Annotated in this window: 29 protein-coding genes; 1 reads left to right on the top strand and 28 read right to left on the bottom strand. The window is 66.1% G+C overall.

Annotation, left to right across the window (positions count from 1 at the left end):
• Nucleotides 1-223: hypothetical protein (locus QVE23_RS02720; RefSeq protein ID WP_287967535.1), on the top strand; the 223-nt coding region annotated here is incomplete at its 5' end.
• 4 nt (nt 224-227) lie between these two features.
• On the opposite strand, the gene QVE23_RS02715 is transcribed toward QVE23_RS02720, so the two are convergent.
• The 28 genes from QVE23_RS02715 to spoIIIAC form a co-directional block, all read right to left on the bottom strand.
• On the bottom strand, nt 228-707 hold the full coding sequence (locus tag QVE23_RS02715) for a hypothetical protein (protein ID WP_136891738.1): 480 nt from the start codon (nt 705-707) through the stop codon (nt 228-230).
• A 13-nt stretch (nt 708-720) separates the two neighbouring features.
• Entirely contained in the window at nt 721-1,785 is a 1,065-nt protein-coding gene (ruvB, locus tag QVE23_RS02710) for a Holliday junction branch migration DNA helicase RuvB (RefSeq protein WP_021750696.1), read from the bottom strand.
• A 53-nt stretch (nt 1,786-1,838) separates the two neighbouring features.
• Complete coding sequence (locus QVE23_RS02705) at nt 1,839-2,066, bottom strand: hypothetical protein (protein ID WP_021750695.1); 228 nt, start codon at nt 2,064-2,066, stop codon at nt 1,839-1,841.
• A gap of 2 nt (nt 2,067-2,068) precedes the next feature.
• Nucleotides 2,069-2,674, bottom strand: a complete 606-nt coding sequence (gene ruvA / locus QVE23_RS02700; protein WP_021750694.1) for a Holliday junction branch migration protein RuvA — start codon at nt 2,672-2,674, stop codon at nt 2,069-2,071.
• Between the two features lie 67 nt (nt 2,675-2,741).
• Nucleotides 2,742-3,254 carry a crossover junction endodeoxyribonuclease RuvC gene (gene ruvC / locus QVE23_RS02695; protein ID WP_021750693.1) on the bottom strand — a complete coding sequence of 171 codons (513 nt, stop codon included), beginning with the start codon at nt 3,252-3,254 and terminating at the stop codon, nt 2,742-2,744.
• Nucleotides 3,255-3,443: 189 nt separating this feature from the next.
• Nucleotides 3,444-4,823 (bottom strand): DUF4179 domain-containing protein, encoded by a 1,380-nt coding sequence (locus QVE23_RS02690; protein ID WP_287967533.1) that lies wholly within the window; start codon nt 4,821-4,823, stop codon nt 3,444-3,446.
• The gene (locus tag QVE23_RS02685) at nt 4,820-5,293 is read right to left on the bottom strand and encodes a sigma-70 family RNA polymerase sigma factor (RefSeq protein WP_021750306.1); all 474 of its coding nucleotides are present in this window, start codon (nt 5,291-5,293) and stop codon (nt 4,820-4,822) included. Before QVE23_RS02685 ends, QVE23_RS02690 begins: the two co-directional genes overlap by 4 nt.
• 292 nt (nt 5,294-5,585) lie before the next feature.
• Complete coding sequence (xerD, locus tag QVE23_RS02680) at nt 5,586-6,473, bottom strand: site-specific tyrosine recombinase XerD (protein WP_025545581.1); 888 nt, start codon at nt 6,471-6,473, stop codon at nt 5,586-5,588.
• A gap of 28 nt (nt 6,474-6,501) precedes the next feature.
• A complete protein-coding gene (locus QVE23_RS02675; RefSeq protein ID WP_051320057.1) occupies nt 6,502-7,137 on the bottom strand; it encodes a stage II sporulation protein M in 636 nt (211 codons plus the stop codon).
• A 363-nt stretch (nt 7,138-7,500) separates the two neighbouring features.
• A complete protein-coding gene (locus tag QVE23_RS02670) occupies nt 7,501-7,923 on the bottom strand; it encodes a DUF3792 family protein (RefSeq protein ID WP_021752115.1) in 423 nt (140 codons plus the stop codon).
• Nucleotides 7,924-7,988: 65 nt separating this feature from the next.
• Nucleotides 7,989-8,378, bottom strand: coding sequence for a preprotein translocase subunit YajC (gene yajC, locus QVE23_RS02665; protein WP_021748962.1), 390 nt, complete (start codon nt 8,376-8,378; stop codon nt 7,989-7,991).
• A gap of 74 nt (nt 8,379-8,452) precedes the next feature.
• Entirely contained in the window at nt 8,453-9,586 is a 1,134-nt protein-coding gene (gene tgt, locus QVE23_RS02660; protein ID WP_021748961.1) for a tRNA guanosine(34) transglycosylase Tgt, read from the bottom strand.
• Between the two features lie 88 nt (nt 9,587-9,674).
• Complete coding sequence (argR, locus tag QVE23_RS02655) at nt 9,675-10,124, bottom strand: arginine repressor (RefSeq protein WP_021748960.1); 450 nt, start codon at nt 10,122-10,124, stop codon at nt 9,675-9,677.
• Nucleotides 10,114-10,992: an NAD(+)/NADH kinase gene (locus tag QVE23_RS02650; RefSeq protein ID WP_021748959.1), complete on the bottom strand. Its 879-nt coding sequence runs from the start codon at nt 10,990-10,992 to the stop codon at nt 10,114-10,116. The genes argR and QVE23_RS02650 overlap by 11 nt, the downstream gene beginning before the upstream one ends.
• Nucleotides 10,989-11,813 carry a TlyA family RNA methyltransferase gene (locus QVE23_RS02645; RefSeq protein WP_136891735.1) on the bottom strand — a complete coding sequence of 275 codons (825 nt, stop codon included), beginning with the start codon at nt 11,811-11,813 and terminating at the stop codon, nt 10,989-10,991. The genes QVE23_RS02650 and QVE23_RS02645 overlap by 4 nt, the downstream gene beginning before the upstream one ends.
• On the bottom strand, nt 11,810-13,660 hold the full coding sequence (dxs, locus tag QVE23_RS02640; protein ID WP_021748957.1) for a 1-deoxy-D-xylulose-5-phosphate synthase: 1,851 nt from the start codon (nt 13,658-13,660) through the stop codon (nt 11,810-11,812). Before dxs ends, QVE23_RS02645 begins: the two co-directional genes overlap by 4 nt.
• A 16-nt stretch (nt 13,661-13,676) precedes the next feature.
• On the bottom strand, nt 13,677-14,240 hold the full coding sequence (locus QVE23_RS02635; protein ID WP_025545655.1) for a hypothetical protein: 564 nt from the start codon (nt 14,238-14,240) through the stop codon (nt 13,677-13,679).
• An 839-nt stretch (nt 14,241-15,079) separates the two neighbouring features.
• The gene (locus QVE23_RS02630; protein ID WP_287966462.1) at nt 15,080-15,961 is read right to left on the bottom strand and encodes a polyprenyl synthetase family protein; all 882 of its coding nucleotides are present in this window, start codon (nt 15,959-15,961) and stop codon (nt 15,080-15,082) included.
• Nucleotides 15,958-16,197, bottom strand: a complete 240-nt coding sequence (gene xseB / locus QVE23_RS02625; RefSeq protein ID WP_021749003.1) for an exodeoxyribonuclease VII small subunit — start codon at nt 16,195-16,197, stop codon at nt 15,958-15,960. The genes QVE23_RS02630 and xseB overlap by 4 nt, the downstream gene beginning before the upstream one ends.
• Nucleotides 16,194-17,411, bottom strand: a complete 1,218-nt coding sequence (gene xseA / locus QVE23_RS02620; RefSeq protein WP_021749004.1) for an exodeoxyribonuclease VII large subunit — start codon at nt 17,409-17,411, stop codon at nt 16,194-16,196. Before xseA ends, xseB begins: the two co-directional genes overlap by 4 nt.
• Nucleotides 17,412-17,497: 86 nt before the next feature.
• Nucleotides 17,498-17,947 carry a transcription antitermination factor NusB gene (nusB, locus tag QVE23_RS02615; protein WP_021749005.1) on the bottom strand — a complete coding sequence of 150 codons (450 nt, stop codon included), beginning with the start codon at nt 17,945-17,947 and terminating at the stop codon, nt 17,498-17,500.
• 42 nt (nt 17,948-17,989) lie between these two features.
• Nucleotides 17,990-18,367 (bottom strand): Asp23/Gls24 family envelope stress response protein, encoded by a 378-nt coding sequence (locus QVE23_RS02610; protein ID WP_021749006.1) that lies wholly within the window; start codon nt 18,365-18,367, stop codon nt 17,990-17,992.
• 113 nt (nt 18,368-18,480) lie between these two features.
• The gene (locus tag QVE23_RS02605; RefSeq protein WP_136891732.1) at nt 18,481-19,044 is read right to left on the bottom strand and encodes a SpoIIIAH-like family protein; all 564 of its coding nucleotides are present in this window, start codon (nt 19,042-19,044) and stop codon (nt 18,481-18,483) included.
• A gap of 23 nt (nt 19,045-19,067) precedes the next feature.
• Nucleotides 19,068-19,559: a SpoIIIAG-related protein gene (locus QVE23_RS02600; RefSeq protein WP_145985068.1), complete on the bottom strand. Its 492-nt coding sequence runs from the start codon at nt 19,557-19,559 to the stop codon at nt 19,068-19,070.
• A 4-nt stretch (nt 19,560-19,563) separates the two neighbouring features.
• Nucleotides 19,564-20,049 carry a stage III sporulation protein AF gene (locus tag QVE23_RS02595; RefSeq protein WP_021749009.1) on the bottom strand — a complete coding sequence of 162 codons (486 nt, stop codon included), beginning with the start codon at nt 20,047-20,049 and terminating at the stop codon, nt 19,564-19,566.
• The gene (locus QVE23_RS02590; RefSeq protein WP_256264489.1) at nt 20,046-21,119 is read right to left on the bottom strand and encodes a stage III sporulation protein AE; all 1,074 of its coding nucleotides are present in this window, start codon (nt 21,117-21,119) and stop codon (nt 20,046-20,048) included. The genes QVE23_RS02595 and QVE23_RS02590 overlap by 4 nt, the downstream gene beginning before the upstream one ends.
• Nucleotides 21,116-21,505, bottom strand: a complete 390-nt coding sequence (locus QVE23_RS02585; protein ID WP_287226538.1) for a SpoIIIAC/SpoIIIAD family protein — start codon at nt 21,503-21,505, stop codon at nt 21,116-21,118. Before QVE23_RS02585 ends, QVE23_RS02590 begins: the two co-directional genes overlap by 4 nt.
• A gap of 1 nt (nt 21,506) precedes the next feature.
• Nucleotides 21,507-21,701 (bottom strand): stage III sporulation protein AC, encoded by a 195-nt coding sequence (gene spoIIIAC, locus QVE23_RS02580; RefSeq protein ID WP_021750248.1) that lies wholly within the window; start codon nt 21,699-21,701, stop codon nt 21,507-21,509.
• Nucleotides 21,702-21,854: the final 153 nt, after the last annotated feature.

Here is a 21,854-nt window from a genome sequence, read left to right as displayed (position 1 = left end):
GAAAGGAGCATTCGCAATGTCCGACTTCATGAAATGGCTGTACGCCCACTACATCCGCCCCCAGCTGGACGCTGCCCCACCGGATGACTACGAGATGCCCCTCTCCCTTCTGGAGGGAGAGCTCACCTCTGAGATGGCGGCGGATTACGAAAAGGCCCGGGAATTCACCGCCATCCATGCCTTTCTGCTGGGCCTGCGCACCGGCCGGGGCCTGCCCCTGTGACGCCTCAGACGCCCGCCATCCTGGACAGCTCCGGCAGCCAGGCGCAGAAGGTCTCCAGATACACGCCCCGCAGGGGGTCCTCCCCTGCCTCCGCAGGCGCCGCCAGCGCGCGGGCGATCACTTCCTCCGCGTCCGGCCGGGTCACCAGCTCCGCCAGGGCGTCGTTGCCCGCCAGGGCCGCCCGCTTTCCGAACATCCCCTCCAGGTCGCTGGACACATACATGGAGGCGTTGAACGGATAGTCCAGCGCCGTCTCCAGCAGGGCCTCGGAGGTCATCTGCTCCGCCAGCCCCGCCGGCAGGCGGCAGGCGGCACGGCGGGCGTTGGCGGACAGCTCCACCCACTCCGGCGTGCCGGGCTGGACGGGAAACTGATAGGGCGCCGTCACGGAGCAGGCAGCCCGGCCTGTGACGGCCCAGGCTCCGACGGCCAGCGCCGCCGACAGCATCAGAAATGCGACGCGCTCCGCCAGGGTCCGCTTCATGAAAACCGCCTCCTCACAGCGTCAGCTGGTCCATGTCCGGCGGATCCGCCGTCATGCCGCCGGGGATGGGCTTATGCAGGTGCTGGTATGCCTTCGCCGTCACGCACCGGCCCCGGGGCGTCCGGGTCAGGAAGCCCAGCTGCATCAGGTATGGCTCGTACACGTCCTCCAGGGTCACGGCCTCCTCGCCGATGGTGGCGGCCAGGGTCTCCAGGCCCACAGGACCGCCGCCGTAGTTCTCGATGACGGCCCCCAGCATCCGCCGGTCGATGGGGTCCAGCCCCAGGTGGTCGATCTCCAGCGCGCACAGGGCCTGGTCCGCCACATCCTTGGTGATGACGCCGTCGGCCTTCACCTGGGCGAAGTCCCGGACCCGGCGCAGCATCCGGTTGGCGATCCGGGGCGTGCCCCGGCTGCGGCGGGCGATCTCATAGGCGCCCTCCGGCACGATGTCCACGTTCAAAATGGCGGCGGACCGGGTGATGATCTGAGAGAGCTCCTCCGGCGTGTACAGCTCCAGCCGCAGCGTCACGCCGAACCGGTCCCGCAGGGGCGCGGACAGCTGCCCCGCCCGGGTGGTGGCGCCGATCAGGGTGAACCTGGGCAGGTCCAGCCGGATGGAGTTGGCGCTGGGGCCCTTGCCCACGATGATGTCCAGGGCGTAGTCCTCCATGGCCGGGTACAGGATCTCCTCCACGGACCGGTTCAGCCGGTGGATCTCGTCCACAAAGAGGATGTCCCCCTCGTTGAGGTTCGTCAGCAGCGCCGCCAGATCCCCGGGCTTCTCGATGGCCGGGCCCGAGGTGATGCGGATGCCCGCCCCCATCTCCTGGGCGATGATCCCGGCCAGCGTGGTCTTGCCCAGGCCGGGCGGGCCGTGGAGCAGCACGTGGTCCAGGGCCTCTCCCCGCTTCTGGGCGGCCTGGATGAACACGGCCAGGTTGTCCTTCGCCTTCTCCTGGCCGATATACTCCCGCAGGGTCTTGGGCCGGAGGGACCCCTCCTGGGCGTCCTCCTGCAGGAAGGTCTTGGCCACGATGGGCTCTTCATAGATGTCGTTTCCAAAGTCGATGCTCATGGGTTCACTTCCTCATGTGCTCTGAATGTGCTCCAAAATTCCGGCCGGGGCGGTCAGCCCGCCTGGAACAGATGCACCGCCAGCCAGGCCAGGCCGAACACCGCGCACAGGCACAGGGCGAACACCGCGCCGCTGCGGTTGCGCTGCCGCCGCTCTTTTTCCGGCAGGCCGTGGCGCTGCTGGCCCTTATTGAGCAGGGCCGCAAAGCGGGTGCCGAATATCATGGCCAGAAAGGCCATGGCCAGCGCGGCCAGGAGCAGAATCACGGACAGGATCTTCATACTCACTTCACCATCTTTTTCAGGCACTGGCGGATGATCTCCTCCAGAGACAGAGTTTCCACGTCCACGCCCTTCAGCGCCTGGGCCACCTCGGCGCTGGTGTAGCCCAACACCGCCAGGGCTTGGGCCGCCTCTGTGGCCTTATTTGTAAAGGCCGGGACGCTCACAGCGGCTCCGCCGGAGAAGTCCAGCCCCGTGGCGGCGCTCTCCCGGGCCATCTTGTCCTTCAGCTCCAGGATGATCCGCTGGGCGATCTTCTTGCCCACGCCCGGCGCCGCCGTCAGGCTCTTCTCGTCCCCGGTGACGATGGCCATGGCCAGGGACTCCGGCGTGGCGGCGGAGAGGATGGCCAGCGCCGCCTTGGGCCCCACGCCGCTGACGCCGATCAGCAGCTTGAAGCTGTTCAGCTCGTTGGCCGTGGCGAAGCCGTACAGGCCGAAGGCGTTCTCCCCCACGTCCAGATAGGTGTAGAGCTTCCCCCGCTGGCCCTTTTTCAGCTGGGCCAGGGTGGTGTTGGTGGTCTTGCAGGCGTAGCCCACGCCGCCGCAGTCGATGACCGCCAGATAGGGCAGAATCTCTGCCACGGTGCCGTCCAGATAGTAAAACATGGATAATCACACTTTCTTGGGAGTTCGGAATTCCGGCGTCCGGCGGAGCGGTCCGGTTCCTGACTGTTCAGATCGTCTCCTTGACCCTGCTGTCCTGCAGGGGCAGGCGGGACGTGGCACTCCGGGCATGGCACAGGGCCAGGGCCAGGGCGTCCGCGGCGTCGTCGGGCCGGGGGACGGCTTTCAGGTGCAGCAGGCGGCGGGTCATGTCCATCACCTGGCGCTTTTCCGCCTTGCCGTAGCCCACCACCGCCATCTTCACCTGGGAGGGGGTGTACTCGTGGAGCGGGATCCCGCACTTTTCCGCCGTGTACAGCAGCACGCCGCGGGCGTGGGCCACGGCGATGCCGGTGGTCAGGTTCGTGTTGAAGAACAGCTCCTCGATGGAGATGACATCCGGCTTCAGCTGGCCGATCAGGTCCTCCATATCGGTGCCGATCTGGTACAGCCGCCGGGAGAGCGGCAGCCCCGCCGGGGTGGTGATGGCGCCGTAGGTAAGCATGTTCACTTGTGCCCGCTCCGCCGTGATGAGGCCGAAGCCGATGGTGGCGTAGCCGGGGTCGATGCCCAGGATCCGCATGGCGCTTTCCCTCCAGTATACATACTGTAACAGTATAACAAATTTTCCAGGGAAGCGCAACAGGGAAAACGCGCGGGCTTCTCCCCGGCAGGATCACCCCAGCCGCCGTTCGGCGGGCAAAAAAGCACCCGCCTTGCGGCGGGCGCTCTCTCGTTCGCATGGAAGGCGGGGGATTTGACTCCCCCTCGCCTATTGGATGGGAACCGCCGCATCAACGGCGGCCATCCGGTTGTAGTAGGGGTCCAGATAGGCCGTGTCGCCCGCCAGTCCCGCCAGGGGGAAGTCCTCGGTATACCACCGGTCCTCCCCCACGCGCTCCTGCGCCGTCTCGTCCCAGTAGCCGTAGGAGGAGCCGAACTGCCAGATCTCATAATAGTTCCCGTCCTCGTCCCAGGCCCCTCTGGAGAACACGCTCCCCATGGTCCGGTTCTCCATCAGCGGGGACACCAGGTACACGATCCATCCCTCCGGCAGGCGCTTTGCGCCCTGGAACCAGGTGCCCTCCGGCAGGTTTTCGGCGGTGCCCTCCGCCAGATTCAGCTTCACCGGCGGCGCGTCCTTGTCCTTCCACCGGACGCCGGTGATGTGGAGGGTCAGGTGCTCCCCCTGGCTGAAGAAGGGGCTGTCCAGCCAGAAGGTGCCCATGCCCTCCCCCTCCGGGTCCCCGGATGCGGTGATGCCGCCCAGGCTCTTTTCAAACCGCTCGCCGTGCTCGTTCTCCAGGTACAGGTCCAGGCCCGCCAGCCAGGCGGTGTTGTCCGGGTCCGCCGTCAGGGTCAGCCGCAGATGGGTGGGGTAGATTTCCGCCTCTTGCAGCGTGAAGGTCTGGCCGTCCAGGGCAAAGGTCCGGTTCAGCTCCAGCAGCGTCCCCTGGGCGGTGAAATAGGGGTCGAATTCCAGGTGGAACGTCATCTCCGCCAGATACGCCGGCTGGTCATCGACCGGCTGGTCAAAGTAGCCGTCGCCGGTGTTCTCCGCAGGCGGCCCGCCCCCGTCCTGCTCTGCCGGGTAGACCGACAGGGTCAGATCCAGGATTCCGGGCACGTCCCGGTCCACAAAGTCCCGCTTGATCTCCACCAGCTCCCCCGGCTTCTCCGTCCGGCCGCCGGCGTCTCCCGCGCTGCCGTCGCCGGGGGTGATCCGGCAGTCCGCCCACATGGGCCCCAGGTCCGGGGCATAGTCCAGGGTGTAGAAGATGTTCAGCTGTTTGCGGTCCACGATCACATACTCCACCGTGGCGGTGACGCCGTTCACCGTCTGGGACTGGCCGATGGGCTGGACGTAGTCGTTCTCCACCGCGGCGGAGAGGCTGGGCGACCAGGCCACCGCCTGGGCCAGCTCCCGCAGCACCGGCACTGAGCCGCAGGCCCGCGCGAAGGGCGGGAACAGGTTCACCAGCAGCACAAAGGCGGCGAAGCAGGCCGCCAGGCTCCCCGCCGGGACGCCGAAGAGCCGCAGGCGGCGGTCCCGTTTCCGGCGGCGCAGCGCCCGCTCCACAGCGCCGTCCAGGGCCGCCGGTGTGGTCTCCAGCTCCTGGAGCAGGGCCTGATATTCCTCGTTTCGGGTCATGCGTCTCCCTCCTCTCCCAGTTCCAGGCGCAGCAGCTGCAATGCCCGCCGCTGGCGGGTGGCCGCGGTGCCCTGGGGAATGTTCAATGCCCGGGCGGTCTCCGCCTGGGTGTATCCTGCGAAGTACCGCAGGATCACCACCGCCCGCAATTCCTCCGGCAGGCGGCGGACGGCCTCCTTCAGGGGCAGGGCGTCATAGGCATCCGGACCGGCGCTCTCCGGCAGAGCCTCCTCCCCGGCCAGGCGCCGCCGGCGCCGCAGCTCCCGGTGGCACGCGTTCAGCACAATCCGGGTGAGCCAGGTCTCAAAAAAGTCCGGCTGACGCAGCTGCCGCAAAGCCCGCAGGGCCTGGTATACGCCCTCGTCCACCGCCTCCAGGGCGTCGGCCTCGCTGCCCAGGTACAGGTACGCCGTCCGGTACAGCCGGGCCCGGAGAGCCTCCGCCCGGCGGGCGAATTCGTCGTGATCCATGGCGGTCCTCCTTTCTCTTCTCTTCACCTATTTGAGTCCCAGGCAGCCGGTTTTGTTTGCGGCGGCGGAAAATTTTTTCACAGGCAGGCAGAACGCCGCTGTGCATTTCCGTGGTCTGCCGTGCGTTTGCGCAGAAAAAAGTCCCGGCCAGGGCATGTGCCTGGACGGGACGCCTCTGCCCCTGGCCGCAGTCGGCCGGGGGCCGTCTTTGCCGTGCAAAGGCGAGGGGATCGGCAGAGGCGGGCTCTGCCCGCCGGAGCGTCGGCGGGAGGCGCCGGTGCTCCCCTTGGAATTACGCCCGGGGATGGGCTTTCTGATACACATCCTTCAGCTGGTGCTTCACCACATGGGTGTAGATCTGGGTGGAGGAGATGTCCGCATGGCCCAGCATCTCCTGGATGGACCGCAGGTCCGCGCCGTTTTCCAGCAGGTGGACGGCAAAGGAGTGGCGCAGGGTGTGGGGGGTGATGTCCTTTTCGATCCCCGCCTTCTCCTGATAGTACTTGATGATCTTCCAGAACCCCTGGCGGCTCATGCGCTCGCCGTTCATGTTCACGAACAGGGCCTGCTCGCCGCCGTCGGCGATCAACTGGGGCCGGATATCCCGCACATAGTCCTGCAGCGCCTTCACGGCCGTGTGGTACAGGGGGATGATCCGCTCCTTGCCCCGGCTGGCACATCGGATGAAGCCCGCGGAGAGATTCAGGTCCTTCAGGTCCAGGGAGATCAGCTCGCTGACCCGGATGCCGGTGGCGTACAGCAGCTCCAGCATGGCATGGTCCCGGTATCCCTTGGCGTCCACGCACCGGGGCTGCTCCAGAAACAGCTCCACCTCTTTGCTGGTGAGGATCTCCGGATACTTCCGCTCCGCCCGGTCCGCGCTGATGCTCTTGGCGGGGTTGGCCTTTACGGCGCCGGCGGAGAGCAGAAAGTTGTAAAACGACTTGACGGAGGCCAGGAACCGGGTCACCGAGGCGGCGGACTTCCCCCGCCCCCGCATCCAGCTCATGTAGTCCTGAATCATCTCTCCGCCGGCCTGCCGCAGCGTGCAGCTCTGGTGCTCCCGCAAATACGCGGAGAACTGGGTCACGTCCCGCAGATAGGAGCAGATGGTGTTCTGGGAGGCGTGACGCTCCTCCGCCAGATAAGTCCCAAAGTCCGCAATGTCGTCTCTTGCCAAGGGTGCTCTCCTCCCTCTCTCTTTCTCTCTACCCCAGGATGCGCTCCAGCATCAGCCGCAGCAGCACCGGGGACAAAAACAGCTCCGCACACACACCCGCCAGCAGCGCCAGACAGCAGGCGCCGAACCGGACCCAGCAGGCCCGGCCGTAGACCACAGGGGCAGTCCGCCGTCCTCTCCCAAAGGACACGGCCGCCAGTCCCGCGGACGTCCCCCAGGAGGCCGCCGCCAGCAGGAAATAGCAGGGCAGGGTCACCATGCACCGCAGGCCGAACACCGCCAGGGCCAGCAGCACGCCGTCCACGCCGAAGGCCGCCGTGAAGCAGCACACGGAAAAGGACAGAAAAAAGCCGTAAGCCGCCGTCACACAGGGCAGCAGCACCACCCCGATGGAGGCGAACCCCAGCAGAAATGCAAACAGCGGATAGCGGAAATAGATCACCAGGGCCGACAGAGCCGTCTGGACAGTGGGCGCTCCCTCGCCCCCCAGGCGGACGTAGTCCTCCAGATACCGCCGCAGCTCGTCCCCCGTGGTGTCCGGCACCCGGCCCGACAGGACCTGTCCCAAAAGGACGCCGGCCAGGAAGAACAGCGCCAGCAGAAGCAGGCGGGGCAGCGTGGGCAGCTGGACCGTGGGCCGCTTCGTCAATGTTCTCGTGTTCAATCCGCCTCACCTCACCGCATCCTATGCGGGGGCAGGCGGATTTATGTAGCGGTTGACGTAAGACCTTGCTTGTTCTAATATAGTTGAATTCGCCGGATTTTGCAAGGAATTTACGGGAATTTTCCGTTTTTTGTGAGTTATGGCAAAATATTATGTAAACAATATTATGTTAACTTTGTAAAATCGGCGTGAGAGATCACCTCCCCCGCCCCGAAAAACGACAATATCTTGTAGACATAAAAGCGGCGGCGCCCCACATTTGCCGCCGCCGTCTCCCCTGCCGCGGGAGACCTCCCGACTGTGGCCGCAGTCTCCGCGGCAGGGCTCAGATCTGTATTTTTGGTGAAATTCACAAGCGGCTTTTCAGGCCTTGCGGCCCCTGCGGACCGGACGGCGCTTCCGCTTCCTCCGGCGCCCGCCCAGCAGGCCCGCCAGAAGTCCCCCGCCTGCGCCGCACAGCAGCAGCACGCCCCCGCGGCCCAGCCAGGTGATCTGCTGCCAGCACAGCAGCGCCACAGCCACCACCGCCAGCAGAAAGCCTGCGGCGCTCACCATGGCGCTGGCCAGGCTGCCCCAGGAGGAGCGGCGGACACTGAGCATGGCCCCGGCGAAGGACGCCAGACAGCACGACGCCGCCACAGCGGGAAAGCTCCCCTCCTCCGGCAGCACCGCCTTCACCACCAGCGCGGACAGCAGCACCGTCAGCAGCAGATAGATCCCCAGAGACAGCGCCGCGCCCTCTACGAACACCAGCCACAGGGCTGTCTGTTTCCGCCCGTTACCCATAAAAATTCCTCCCCTGTCATCGCTCTATCCGAGCTTATGACAAGGGAGGGTGGTTTTATGATGGGTTAGTCCTTCTTTTCCTCTTCAGAGGATGCATCGGTCTCCTCGGCGGGAGCCTCGGGGATCTCCTCGGTCTTCTTGACCTCGTCCTCTTTCTTCTCCTCCTTGGAGGACTTCTCCTCGCCGGAGGACTGAACGCCGGTGGTGGAGACGGCCCACTTGGTCAGCTCCATACGGACCCGGTCGTCGCTGGTCTCGATGACGATGGTGTCCGGCTTGACCATGACGATCTTGCCCACGATGCCGCCGATGGTGGTGATGGTGTCACCCTTCTTCAGGCTGTCCCGCATCTCCTGGGCCTTTTTCTTCCGCTTGTTCTCCGGGCGGATCAGCATGAAGTAGAACACCGCAATGAGAACAACCAGCATGATGATAGAGGAGGAAGCGCCTTCCATAACAACAAAACTCCTTTTCGTTCCAAAGTCAGAATGACAATATTATAGCAGATATACCAGCTTTTGCAAGGGGGTCATGCGCGTTTTTCCAAATTTCCGCTGTAACGGGCCCGAAAATCCGCGAACGTCCCTTCGTCCAGGGCCCGGCGGATGCGGGCGGCCAGCTCATTGTAGAAGTACAGGTTGTGCAGCACCGCCAGCCGCAGGGCCAGCACCTCATCCGCCTTGAACAGGTGCCGGATGTACGCCCGGGAGAAGCGGCGGCAGGCGGGGCAGCCGCAGCTCTCGCTGATGGGCCGGGGGTCGGTGGCGTACTTCTCGTTGAGGATGTTCACCGTGCCCTCCCAGGTGAAGAGCTTGCCATGGCGGCCGTTGCGGGAGGGCATCACGCAGTCGAAGAAGTCCACGCCCCGGGCCACGCCCTCGATGATGTTGCTGGGAGTGCCCACGCCCATGAGGTACCGGGGCTTGTCCTTGGGCATGTGGGGCTCCACCGCGTCGATGATCTCGTACATCACCTCCGCGGGCTCCCCCACCGCGAGCCCCCCGATGGCGTAGCCGTCGCAGTCGATCTTGGCGATCTGGTCCATGTGCCACACCCGCAGGTCCGCAAACGTGGCGCCCTGGTTGATGCCGAAGAGCATCTGCCCCGGGTTCACCGTGTCCGGCAGGGCGTTGAGGCGGTCGTGCTCGGCCTTGCACCGCTCCAGCCAGCGGGCGGTGCGCTCACAGCTGGCCTTGGCGTATTCGTAGGTCGCGGGGTTCTCCACGCACTCGTCAAAGGCCATGGCGATGTCGCTGCCCAGGTTGGACTGGATCTGCATGGACTCCTCCGGCCCCATGAAGATCCTGTGCCCGTCGATGTGGGAGGCGAAGGTGACCCCCTCCTCCCGGATCTTCCGCAAAGAGGCCAGGGAGAACACCTGGAACCCGCCGGAGTCCGTCAGGATGGGGCCGTCCCAGTCCATGAACTTGTGGAGCCCCCCCATCTGCCGGACGATATGGTCGCCCGGCCGCAGGTGCAGGTGGTAGGTGTTGCTGAGCTCGATCTGGCAGCCCACCTCCTTCAGATCATGGGCGGAGACGCCGCCCTTGATGGCCCCCTGTGTGCCTACGTTCATGAACACCGGCGTCTGGACCACGCCGCCGTGGGCGCAGGAGAATTCGCCGCGCCGGGCGCGGCCCTCGGTTTTCAGCACTTTGAACATCCAGTGATCTCCTTAATATCGAATCTGTTCCATATTTTGTAGGGCGCATCCCGTTGGACGGGAGGAACCGGCTCCCGCCGGGGATGCCTCACAGCATCTCCTTGATCTCCTCGCAGAAGCTGGCCGCGGACTCCGTGTCCCGCATCACCAGAAAGGCCGTGTCGTCTCCCGCCAGGGACCCCACCATGTAGGCGACGCCCATGTCGTCCAGCGCGGCGCAGGCGGCGCTGGCCAGGCCCGGCATGGTCTTGATGACCACGATGTTCTGTGCGCTGTCGATGCTGGTGATGCTCTCCCGGAAGATGGTCCGCAGCTTCTCCGCGAAGTTCAGCCGGGTCCGGTTGCCGGACACGGCGTACTTGTACACTCCATGGCCCACCGGCTCCTTGATGAGGTGCATCTGCTTGATGTCCCGGGAGATGGTGGCCTGGGTGCTGGTGATCCCCCGCTCCTGGAGACGGACGAGCAGCTGCTCCTGGGTCTCGATATTCTCCTGGCTGATGATCTCCAGGATCATGCTCTGCCGGTCATTTTTCATCTTCAAATCCTCCTGGCAGCATTTTTTGTGCAAAGATCTCACAGAAGCTCCGCTCCGACAGCCGCACCAGCCGCACGGTGTGCTTGGACCGGCGGACCTGGATCTTGTCGTCGGCCTTCAGGGAGAAGGCCCGGCTCTCGTCCACGAACAGATACACCGGCTTGCGGCCGTTGCGCTCCAGCTCGATGGTCAGCGTGTGCTCCGGCGAGAGGACATAGGACGAAAAGCGCATGTTGTGGGTGCAGATGGGACAGACCACCATGGTCTGGGCCACCGGCTCCACCACCGGCCCCCCGGCGGACAGGGAGTAGGCCGTGGACCCGGTGGGCGTGGCCACGATGACGCCGTCTCCGGCGATATCCGCCAGGTGCCGCCCGTCGGAGGAGATCTTCAGATGGATCACATGGGAGATGGGACCCTCCCGGATCACCGCGTCGTTCAGGCCCAGATTCGTGTAGATCTGGCGGCCCTCCCGCTGGACGGTCACGTCCAGCATCATCCGCTGTTCCGTCTGGAAGTCCCAGTCCTTCAGCTTCCGCAGGGCCTCCAGCTCCCCGGCCTCCAGCTCCGCGATGAAGCCCAGGCCCCCCATGTTGATGCCCAGCACCGGAATCTTGTTCAGGGCCACCAGCTTGGCGAGATGCAGGATGGTGCCGTCCCCGCCGAAGGTAATCAGCAGGTCGGCGCTTTTCAGCTCCGCCGTCAGGGGCCGGGTCTTGTAGTCCCCATAGGCCCCGTCCTTCTGGTCCTTGAAGGGGGGACACACCACCGTCTGGAAGCCCATCTGCCGCAGAATGGCGTCTGCCCTGCGGGTGGTCTCCATGCCCCGGTCTCGGTTGGGGTTGGGGCAGAGGATGATCTTTTTCATGGGTTGCCTCCCTCTCCGTGCTCCTTCAGGGTCTGGTGAGACTCGTCCACCAGGGCCTTCAAGTCAAATGTACGCTCCTGCCGGGGACCCTTTTCCAGATATCCCAGGTACTCGATGTTCCCCTCCGGGCCCCGGATGGGGGAATAGGTCAGTCCCAGCACTGTGAAGCCCGCGTCCCCGGCGTGGTCCAGAAAGTGCTCCAGCACCTCCAGGTGGACCGCCGGGTCCCGGACCACGCCCTTCTTCCCCACCTTCTCGCGCCCGGCCTCGAACTGGGGTTTCACCAGGCAGGCGGCGTGGCCGCCGTCCTTCAGCAGGCCGTTCAGGGGCGGCAGGATCAGCTTCAGGGAGATGAAGCTCACGTCCACGGAGGCGAAGTCCAGCTCGTCCGGCACCTGCTCGTGGGTGAGATACCGGGCGTTGGTCCGCTCCAGGCACACCACCCTGGGGTCGCTGCGGAGCTTCCAGGCCAGCTGGCCGTAGCCCACGTCCACGGCGTAGACCTTCTCCGCGCCGTTTTGCAGCATACAGTCGGTGAAGCCGCCGGTGGAGGCGCCGATGTCGGCGCAGACGGCGCCGTTCAGGTCGATGGGGAAGGCGGCCATGGCCTTCTCCAGCTTCAGCCCGCCCCGGCTGACGTATGCCAGCGTGCCGCCCCGGACCTCGATCTGGGCGTCCTCCGCCACGGCGGTGCCGGGCTTGTCCACCCGCTGGCCGTTCACAAAGACCTCGCCGCTCATGATGACCGCCTGGGCCCGCTGGCGGCTCTCCTGAAGGCCCCGCTCCGTCAGCAGGACGTCCAGCCGTTTTTTTTCACTCATGTACGCGCCTCCTGTACCGCCCGGGCGATGCCCGCGGCGTCGATGCCTGCCTGATGCTCCAGCTGGGGCACGGTCCCCTCCGGCAGGAAGGTCTTGCCCAGGTTGATGAGCACCAGCTTCTCCGGCGCCTGGCCGTGCTGGGCCAGGATGGCCGCCGTCCGCTGGCCCACGCACCCGGCGCCGAAGGCATCCTCCGCCACTGCCAGCAGCTTCTTCCCCGCCAGCCAGGGCGCCAGCGTCTCATACTCCAGGGGGGAGATCTGATTCAGCTTCAGCACCTCGGTCCTGACGCCCTGCCGTTCCAGCAGGTCCGCCGCCGCCAGGGCCTGATTCACCAGCACGCCGTAGGTGAGGAGCGTGACGTCCTCCCCCTCCCGGAGCCGGACCACCGGCGCACCGGACCGGTCCTCCCGGTAATCGCCCTCGCCGCCCCGGGGATACCGGACCGCCACAGGCCCGTCGATCTCAAACAATGCCTGCCGCAGCATCCGCCGCAGTTCCGCAAAGCTGGCGGGGCACAGCACCGTAAACCCGGGGATCTCCGACAGGAACAGCGCGTCGAAGCAGCCGTGGTGAGTCTCGCCGTCGGCCCCCACCAGACCCGCCCGGTCCACCCCCAGCACCACATGGAGCCGCTGGAGGGCCACGTCATGGATCAGCATGTCGTAGCCCCGCTGGAGGAACGAGGAGTACACGGCAAACACCGGGAGCATCCCCTGCTTGGCCAGGCCCGCGGCCATGGCGACGCCATGCCCCTCAGCGATGGCGACATCGAAGAACCGGTCCGGGAACTCTTTGGCAAAGGGGGCCAGGCCGGTGCCGTCCGCCATGGCGGCGGTGATGGCGCAGACGCGCCCGTCCTCCGCGGCGCAGGCGGCCAGCGTCCTGCCGAACACGGCAGAGAAGTCGTCTCCCCCGCTCTTCTTCACAAGGCCCGTCTCCGGATCGAATGGCCCCACGCCGTGGAACTTGTCCGGGTTCTGCTCCGCGAAGGAGTAGCCCCTGCCCTTCACGGTCTTCACGTGGACCACCACCGGGCACTGGAGCTCCCGGGCCCAGGCCAGCACGTGGACCAGCCGGTCCAGGTCGTGGCCGTCGATGGGCCCCAGGTAGGTGAAGCCCATGTCCTCAAACAGGGTGCTGCCGGGCCACAGGGCCTTTTTCAGGGACGTCTTGACCTTGTGGTTGAACCGGTACAGCGGGTTCTCCATGGGGTGCTGTCCGAACAGGCCCCGGTACCACTTCTTGAAATGGTAGTAGGCGGGCTTGGAGCGGATCTGGCTCAGATGGCTGTCCACCGCCCCCACGTTGGGGTTGATGGACATGCCGTTGTCGTTGAGAAGGACGATCAGGGGCTCGCCGGAGGCACCGGCGTTGTTGAGGCCCTCATAGGCCAGTCCCCCGGTCAGGGCGCCGTCCCCGATCAGCGCCAGAACACTGTAATCCAAGTGCTGTAAAGTTCTTGCTCTTGCCATCCCAAGGGCCACGGAGACGGAGTTTGAGGCATGTCCGGCGATGAAGGCGTCGTGTTCGCTCTCCCGGGGCTTGGGGAAGCCGGAGAGGCCGCCGAACTGCCGCAGGGTGTCAAACAGCGCCTGCCGGCCGGTGAGGGCCTTGTGGACGTAGCACTGGTGCCCCACGTCGAACACCAGCCGGTCCTTCGATGTGTCGAAGACCCGGTGGATGGCCACCGTCAGCTCCACCGCTCCCAGGTTGGAGGCCAGATGGCCGCCGGTTTTGGACACATGCTCCACCAGGAACTGCCGCAGCTCCCGGCACAGGGGCTCCAGCTGTTCCCGGTCCAGGGCCTTCACGTCCGCCGGGGTATGGATATTCTCTAAGATCAAATGACCCAGCCTCCTCTCAGCGGTGGAACAGGTGCAGAAACCTTCCCACCCAGTAGACCACGCTGGTGCTTTTGTTCAGGGCCACCGTCTTGCCCAGGGCCTTGCCGCCGATGGTGAGGCCGGACACCAGGGCCGTCACCGCCACGCTCAGCAGTACGCTCTCCGGCAGGGCAAAGGCCGTCTGGAGCCGCACCACGATCACGGCGGTGGTGGTCCCGCTGACGATGCCGCAGATGTCCCCCACCACGTCGTTGCAGACGCTGGACACCCGCCCGGCGTTCCGCAGCAGGACCAGCGCCTCCTTGGCGCCGGGCTCCTTGTGGGCGGCCATGGAGTGAAAGGGCCTGGGGTCCGCCGCCGTGACCGCCACGCCGATGATGTCGAACAGGATGCCCAGGCCGATGAACACCGCCAGCACCAGCGCGGCAGCCGCCGCGCCCGCGCCGCTGAGACTGGTTTCCGACGCAAGGCTCAATGCCGCAGACAGGACGATGGCAAGAAAAAAGACCTGCACGGCCCACCGGTAGGGGCCCGGCCTCTCCCGCTCCCGTCCGCGCTTTCGCTTTGGGGTATCGCTCAAAAAAAGTCCCTCCACTTGGGAATGAATTCCAGTTGGCTAAGTCGGCGGCGGCGGAAAAGGTAAATCTTACGGCTTAGGTACGGGTTGGATTTCCCCGCGGCACACCTCTCGTTGCCGATGGAGGCGGTTCCCCCTTCGGTGCCGCGGCACAGTGTCGCCAGCCATGCCACCCGATCGCCACTTAGTCCGCACTGCAATCCCTTTTCAGCCCGGTCAGGACAGCCTAGGTGATTTCCACCCCAGTCGATCCGTCCCTTTAGCCTCTTTTGCAAACCGGGTTTCAGGGGGCGATCAAACGGGCCCTCTGGCCAGAGGGCCCCGCCTGTTGTTCCCCCATCCACCCGCCTCACGCAAGGCAGGCTACGTCTGCACACAGCGTTACGGCCCCGCAGGGCCGATGCACCGCGCTGCAGGTTCATCAGCTGCTTCGTACGCGGCCCGGAATACCACACTGGGAGTACGTCCGCGCACAAGAACAGGTCTCCACGGAAACAGGGTCGTCATCACCATGCCATTGGAAAGCGCCCTGAGTCCGCAAGCGCAGGCAAAGCCAGGCTTCCCCCCAGCACCCACCCGAAACTGGGCGTATCAAGCAGGCACCAGAGGTTTCATCGGTGTGCCCTTCAGAGGATTTTTAGCCCCTCCTTCGGAGACGGATGATCTGACTAGAATACTGCGCCGCCGCTTAGCGCCATACAGTATATCACAAATCTAATAAATATACAACATATTCCGTATATGCGTCCGTAAATTTTTTGTGACCGGCCGGGCTGTCCTCCCGATGCGGACAGTCCCCGGCGCCGGACAGAAAAGGGGCCGCCGGACGGCGGCCCCGCTCTTCACTTGTTCCGCTCCGCCAGGGAGTCCGCCAGGGCGGCCAGGAAGCCGTCCGTGTCCCAGTCCGCCACCGCGGCCTTGGCCGCCTCCGTATGGGCGCGGACCGCCCGGCTGCAGCCCTCCAGCCCCAGCAGGTCCATGAAGGTGACCTTCCCCTCCTCTTTGTCGGAACCGATGGGCTTGCCGAACTCCGCCGCGTCGCCGCACACGTCCAGCATGTCGTCCCGGATCTGGAAGGCCAGCCCCAGCTCCTGGGCGTACGTTTCGGCGGCGGCCATCAGCCCGCCGCTTCCGCCCGCCGCGGCCACGCCCAGGCGGCAGGCCCCGGCGATCATGGCCCCGGTCTTGAGCCGGTGGACCTCCGTCACCTCCGCCTCGGTCTTCGGGGCGTGGAGGGTGTCCAGCACCTGGCCCGCCACCATGCCGTCCGCGCCGGAGACCTCCGCCAGGATGCGGCCGCAGGCGGCCCGGCGGCTCTCGTCCAGCCCCGGCGCCGTCAGGATCAGGCGGTAGGCCTCCGGCTGGAGGGCGTCCCCCGCCAGCACGGCCAGCGTCTCGCCGTAGACCTTGTGGTTGGTGGGCTTGCCCCGGCGCAGGTCGTCGTTGTCCATGCAGGGCAGGTCGTCGTGGATCAGGGAGTAGGTGTGGACCAGCTCCAGGGCGCAGGCCATGGGCAGGGCCGTCTTCCAGTCCGCAAGGCCCGCCAGCCGGGCAAACTCCAGGGCCAGCACCGGCCGGATGCGCTTGCCCCCCGCCAGCAGGCTGTACCGCATGGACTCATACAGGTCCCGCCAGTCCGGACTCCCGGCAAAGAGGGTCTCCAGATACGACTCCACCGCCGTGCGGTAGGTCTCATACCGGGTCTGAAACACCTGTTCGCTCATCCCTGCTCCTCCTCTCCGAAGGGCAGCTCCACCGGCGCGCCGTCAGGTCCCTTCATCAGCTTGACCACCTTCTGCTCCGCCGCGTCCAGCTCCTGGGAGCAGGCGGCGATCAGCTTCGTCCCCTCCTCAAACAACGCCAGAGAGTCCGCCAGGGGGGCATCCCCCTTCTCCAGTGCCGCCACGATCTCCTCCAGCCGGGCGATCTCCTGTTCGAACGTCTGTTTCTTCGCGCTCATGGCTGTTCCTCCTTCGTATAGGGCTTGTCCACCACGGCGGTGAAGCCGCCCTCTCCCAACGTGACGGACACCCGGCTGCCCGGCGCCGTCTCCCGCCAGCTTTTCAAGATCTTCCCTTGTTCATCCCGGGCCACGGCGTAGCCCCGGCCCAGCACCGCCAGGGGGCTCATGGCGTCCAGCGACGCCGCCAGGGCCGCGAATTTCTGCCGGTGCCGCCCCAGCACCGCGCCGGTCACGTCCCCCAGCCGCTGCTGTAAGTGGTCCAGGTCCAGCCGCTTGTCCTGGACGTAGGCCATTCCGTCCGTCATCACCCGCTTGGCTGCCAGGGCGGTGAGCCGCTGCCGGGCGGCCTCCAGCCGCGCCGTCTCGCTTCTCGCCATCCGCTCCCCTGCGCCCCGGAGCCACCGCAGCAGCTCCACCTGGTCCGGCACGGCGATCTCCGCCGCGTTGGAGGGGGTGGACGCCCGCGCATCCGCCACAAAGTCGGCGATGGTCACGTCCGGCTCGTGGCCCACGGCGGAGATGATGGGCGTCTCACAGTCGTAGATGGCCCGGGCCACCCGCTCGTCGTTGAAGGCCCACAGGTCCTCCATGGACCCGCCGCCCCGGCCGGTGATGATGACGTCCCCGATCTTCCACCTGTCCGCGTACCGGATGGCCCCCACGATCTCCGGCGGGGCCTCGGCCCCCTGGACCCGCACCGGCAGCAGGATCACCCTGGCGATAGGGTACCGGCGGCGGAGGATGCGGATCATGTCGTGGACCGCCGCCCCGGCGCCGGAGGTGACGATGGCGATTTTCTCCGGATAGGGCGGCAGGGGCTTTTTGTGGGCAGGGTCAAAGAGGCCCTCCTTCCACAGCTTTTCTTTTAACTGCTGGAAGGCCACCGCCAGGTCCCCCACCCCCTCCGGGATCAGGGAGTCGCAGTAGAGCTGATAGGCCCCGTCCCGGGGGAACACGGTGATGCGGCCGGAGGCCACGGCCTTCATGCCGTTCTCCGGCCGGAACCGGAGGCGGGAGGCCTGTCCCCGGAACATGACGCACCGGAGGGCCCCCTCCTGATCTTTCAGGGTGAAATAGTGGTGGCCGGAGGGGTAGATCTTGTAGTTGGACAACTCTCCCCGGACGGCGACGCCCTGTAAAGCCGGGGCACTGTCCAGCAGGCCCTTCACCAGCTGATTCACCTCTGTGACACCATAGATATGTGGTTCCATACGCGTTTGCTCCTTGGTCCCTGCGGGCAGAAAACGAGGAGCCGGACGGCGGCGTCACGCCCCCGTCCCGCTCCGCAGGACTGCCCTTATTCCGCTGTCTCCCGGCGCACGAAGGTGCCCAGGATGCCGTTGATGAACTTCACCGTCTCCGGCGTCTCATACTTCTTGGCGATCTCCACCGCCTCGTTGATGGAGGCGCCGTGGGGGATGTCCGGCATGTACAAAATCTCATACATGGCCACCCGCATGATGGCGGAGGCCACCAGGGGGATCCGGGCAAAATTCCACCCCTTGGCGTATTTGGCGATATACCCGTCCAGCTCCGGAGCGTGGTCGGCCACGCCCCGCACCAGGCGGCGGATGTAGTCCGCCTGCTTGGCGTTGGGCGTCTCCTGATACAGCGGGTCCTCCTCCGCCAGGGCGGCGAAGGACTCCGGTGTCAGGCGCTCGTCCAGCAGCTCCTCCACCGGCTTGTCGGTGAAGCTCAGCTCGTAGGACAGATGAATGGCGATCTCTCGCGCGGTGTTCCGTACCATAACCTCAACTACGTCCTTTTCTCTCTCATTCCCATCCGGGACTCAGGCCAGCGTCACGCCGCCCACGTGGATGTTGACCGCCTCCACAGAGCAGCCGGTCATGGCCTCCACCGCGCCGATGACGGCCTTTTGGGCATTTTCCGCCACCGTGGGGATGGGGTGGCCGTACTCCACCGTCAGATAGATGTCCAGCACCAGGGCGGCGCCGGTCATGTCGATCTTCACACCCTTGGCGCCCTTCTGGGCGTTCTTCTTGTTGTGGACCAGGTCCGTGACGCTGCCGCCCATGGCAGTCACCATGCCGGACACGCCCTCCACATCCCGGACGGCGCCCACGGCGATGGCGGCAATCACTTCCTCGGAAATGTTGATGCTCCCGTTCTCCTCCGGCAGCGTCATATACTCTTTGCTCTCGCCCATCGTAAGCCTCTCCTCACTGTTTGATCCTTGGTAGAGGCGGGGGTCGCCCGCCGCGTCCCAGAAGAATGGTTCCAGGGTGTTATTTTACCATGTTTCCCGGGAAAATACAACAGCTAATTTGAGGCCATGATCTTGATGCCGCTGGCTGGGTATCCGGTCTCCGTCATGGCGATGTCGGTGATCTTGGCCACGTCCTCGGCCGTCAGCTCGCCGGTGCCGGTGTCCACCACCACGCTGATGCTGTCCTCCCCCATGAAGGCCACGCAGTCGGTATAGCCCTTGGCGGTCACCAGGTTTTCGATCTGGGCCTCCTTCATGGTGTAGCCCGCCAGCACCTGGATGCCCTCCGACGCCTCGTTGGCCACCGCCGCGTCGGCCCCGGACTGGTCCGCCGCCTCCTGCAGCAGGGAGATGGCGTTGTCCCTGGCCTGCTGGCGGGTCAGCCGGGCGGAGGCGAAGTAGTCCCCGCCGGTGTAGACCGCCTCCTCATCCGTCCCGGCCTCGCCGCCGTCCTCCTGACCGCTGACCAGCGTGGCTTCCCCCAGGATCTTGGTGCCGGTCTCCTCCACGGCGTCCGCCGCCTGCTCGCCGGTGTACTTCCAGTTCAGGGCCACTGCTGCGCACACCAGCAGCACCATCGTGGCCACCACGGTATTCCGCTTCCATCTCGCGCTCATGGGCTGTCTCCTCCTCCAAATCATCACTGCGATTTTGCCACGGTGATGCGGTCTGCGGAAAGGCCGGTCAGGGCCGCCACCGCCTCCGTCACCGCCAGCTTCACGTCCGCCCGGTCCCCGCCCTGGCACACCACCAGGGCTCCCCGATAGGTGGGATACACCGTCCGGGTCACCACCGGCGCCTCGGCGCTCCCGTCGTCCACCAGCACGGTCTGGGAGGAACGGGAGTAGTCCTCCGGCGCCGCGGTGGAGCCGCTGTAAGAGAGCTCCGAGTCCTGTGCCAGCTGCCGCTCGCCGTCCGATTCCACGGTCAGCAGCACCTGCACCTCCCCCACGCCCTGGATGCGGCCCAGAATGTCCTCCATCTCCTGCTGGAGCTCCGCCTCCACCAGGGCGGCCGCCTGGGGCGAGGCGCGCTCCGCCGTCTTCCCGTCCCCGCCGGGCCACAGCAGCAGCACGGCTCCCGCCAGCGCCACCAGCGCCACGAATTTGTACTTGTCCCATATCCTTCGCACTCCTTCAGTTTTCTGCTTCCCGCTCATGCCAAACCTGCCTCTCCGCCGGGATGCCCAGTTCCGTCTCCAGCGCCGACGCCAGCGCCTGCGACCAGCTGCCCGTCAGCTCCGCGGACCAGGGCACCGGGATGCCGTTTCCCTCCGTCCGCGTCTCCACCCGGACGGTCACCTCCAGCCCCAGCTCGCCCGCTTTGTCCAATATATATGCTTCTGTCTGCTCCGCTATGATAGAAGCCATGGCCTCGGTCTGTGTGTCGGCCAGCTCCTCCTGCCGTTCCTCCACCGCCGCCTGGTAGTGGTCGAAATCCAGCTCCAGATGCTCCAGGTCTGCCCCCAGCACCGGCCGCAGCAGCACCAGCAGCAGGATGAGCCCGCCGGTGAAGCCCGCCGCCTTCCGCACGGTGCCCGGCGGGATCAGGCTCTGGGCCGCCGACAGCAGCACCGACACCAGTACCACGGAGGTCAGCCACGCCCGCACCGCCTCCATCATGGCATCACCGCCCCCACGGAGGCCAGCACGGAGATGAGCAGCAGCAGCGCGCAGCCGCCGGTCATGCCCAGAATCAGGCCGAAGGCGCCTCCCAGCCCGTCGATGAGCTTGCACAGCCCCGGCGCCCCCACCACGGAGGCCAGATACGCCGTCAGCTTGTACAGCAGGTACTGGACCCCCAACTGCAGGAAAGGATAGGCGCAGGCCGCCAGGATGGCCAGCATCCCGAAGACGCCGATGGTGTTCTTCAGCATCCCGGCCCCGGCCAGCACCGTCTCCGACGCGTCGGCGATGATGCCTCCCACCACCGGCACCACGCCGGAGATGGCGGCCTTTGCCACCTTCACCGTGGCGCTGTCGGCGGAGCCGGAGATGATCCGCACGATGGAGAGGTAGATGGTGAACACCAGCAGCGCCGTGGTGAGGATCCAGGTCACCAGCTTTTTCAGCGCCTCTGCAATGGCCCCCAGCCGGTTTTCCGGCAGGCAGGCCGCCGCCGTCAGCAATCCGATGTACAGGTACACCAGCGGCAGCAGCAGCTGCCGGATCAGCCGCAGCAGCAGATCCACGAAGAACACCGTGGACACCTGCTGCACCGTGGCGGTGGTGACGGCCCCGCTGGCCGCCGTGGCCGCCGCCAGGGTGGGCAGCAGCGCCTGGGAGAAGTCCGCCAGCTCCCCGATGGTCCGGCTGCCCAGCCCCATCAGGGAGTCCAGGCTCCCGGCGGAGGCCAGGGTGATGGACAGCGCCCCCGCCATGGGCAGGAACGCCGCCCCCTTCCCCCCGGTCCCCTGGGCGAAGCCCTCCACCACGCCGCACAGCACCACCACCAGCAGCACCGCCGCCGCGCCCCGGGTCCGCTCCCGGACCACGTCCCCCACCTGGTCCGCCAGCCGGTCTAAAATGTTCCCCACCCCCTGGGCAAAGCCTGTCCCGCCGGAGAGGTCCCCGCCCGTGAGATCCTCCGCCGCCTCCGGGGCGGCCCGCTCCAGCTCCGCCGGCAGGTCCGCCGCCGCGGCGGAGGTGGTCAGCGCCAGCACCAGCGCCGTCAAACAGATCCACCATTTCATCCCATCAGCTCCAACAGCATGTCCAGCACCGCCCGCAGCAGCGGCAGGGCCGCCAGCAGGGCGCAGAGGGTCCCCGCCGTCTCCACCACGGAGGCCAGGGCGCTCTCCCCCGCGTCCCGGCAGAGGTTGCCTCCCACCTGCACCACCAGGGCGATGCCGATGGTCTTGTACAGGGGCATAAACAGGTCCGCGGACACGCCGCTGGCCGACCCCAGCTCCCCCAGGAAGGCCAGCAGCTCCTTCACCACGCCCGCCAGGGCCAGGGCCACCACCACGGCGGCCCCCACCGCCAGCAGCAGCGCCGTCTCCGGACTGCCCCGCTTCACCACCAGGGCCAGCAGCGCCCCCACCACGCACAGCCCCGTCACCTGGATGACCTGCTCCATGTCAGAAATCGAACAGGGACTTGATGAGGTCGAACAGGTCGCTGATCTCCCGGACCATCAGCATCAGCACGCACACCAGCCCTGCCAGCACCACCATCAGCCCCTGCTCCTCCCGGCCCGAGCGGATCAGCAGCTGGTTCAGCACCGCCACCAGGATGCCGATGGCGGCGATCTTGAAAATCAAATCCACTTCCATGCGTCTATCCTCAAATCAGTAAAATCACCAGCAGCGCCGCGCTGGAAAGCCACAGCGCCGCGGACCGCTTCTCCGTCTCCTGCCTGTGGTCCCGGGCCGCCGCCAGGTTTTTTTCCAGGATCTTTCCGGCAAGGGTCAATGCTTTACATACGC

It is taken from the genome of Oscillibacter sp. KLE 1728, from assembly GCF_934833455.1.
Lineage (GTDB): Bacteria > Bacillota > Clostridia > Oscillospirales > Oscillospiraceae > Oscillibacter > Oscillibacter welbionis.
Note: the sequence above shows the minus strand (reverse complement) of the source record. Positions and strands in the feature narration are given on the sequence as shown.